Raw genomic sequence first — 549 nt, 5'->3', positions numbered from 1 at the left:
AACTTTTATACGGAGGTATGAAGTAGCCCGGCCATGCCGCCGTGGCTGGGCAACGCGCTTCGCCGACCGACCGCGCTCAATAGCGCGGCTGACCAGCCGTCGACGCCCCGATTTTGCCGCGAAACACCCAGTAGCTGAATCCGACATAAGCGAGAATGACCGGCAGGATCACCACAATGGCACCTGCGACGATGACCTGCGTGCGATGCACCGAAGCGGCCTGCCAGATCGTCATGACGCCGGGAATGGCTGCAGGCCAGATGCTGATCCCAAGACCGGCGAGCGCGGTCAGAAGCAGCACGATCGTGGCCGCGAACGGCAGCCATTCGCGTTTGCTCCACAAGGACCTCCACGCCGTAAGCCAGGCAAGCGCCGCAAGGATCGGAAGCGGCGCGAGATACACTGTTCCGGGGAGCGTGAACCAGCGCGCCCAGACAGAAGGCAATGCAAGCGGCGTCCAAAGACTGACCAAGGCAATCGCCGCGCCGGTCGCCAGCAGGCCGACCCGCGCAATCTCGCGCGCGAAGATCTGGGTGTTGCCATCGGTTC

The 549-nt window shown here is 63.8% G+C and carries 1 protein-coding gene; it reads right to left on the bottom strand.

All coding sequences use genetic code 11. The features are described from left to right. Positions 1–76: 76 nt before the first annotated feature. Positions 77–549, bottom strand: a 473-nt coding sequence (locus AACY52_RS29770) for a cytochrome d ubiquinol oxidase subunit II (protein WP_339561297.1), incomplete at its 5' end; no start/stop codon positions are given.

It is taken from the genome of Pseudomonas sp. EA_65y_Pfl1_P113, assembly GCF_963970525.1.
Lineage (GTDB): Bacteria > Pseudomonadota > Gammaproteobacteria > Pseudomonadales > Pseudomonadaceae > Aquipseudomonas > Aquipseudomonas tritici.
This window is presented reverse-complemented; position numbering and strand designations above follow the sequence as displayed.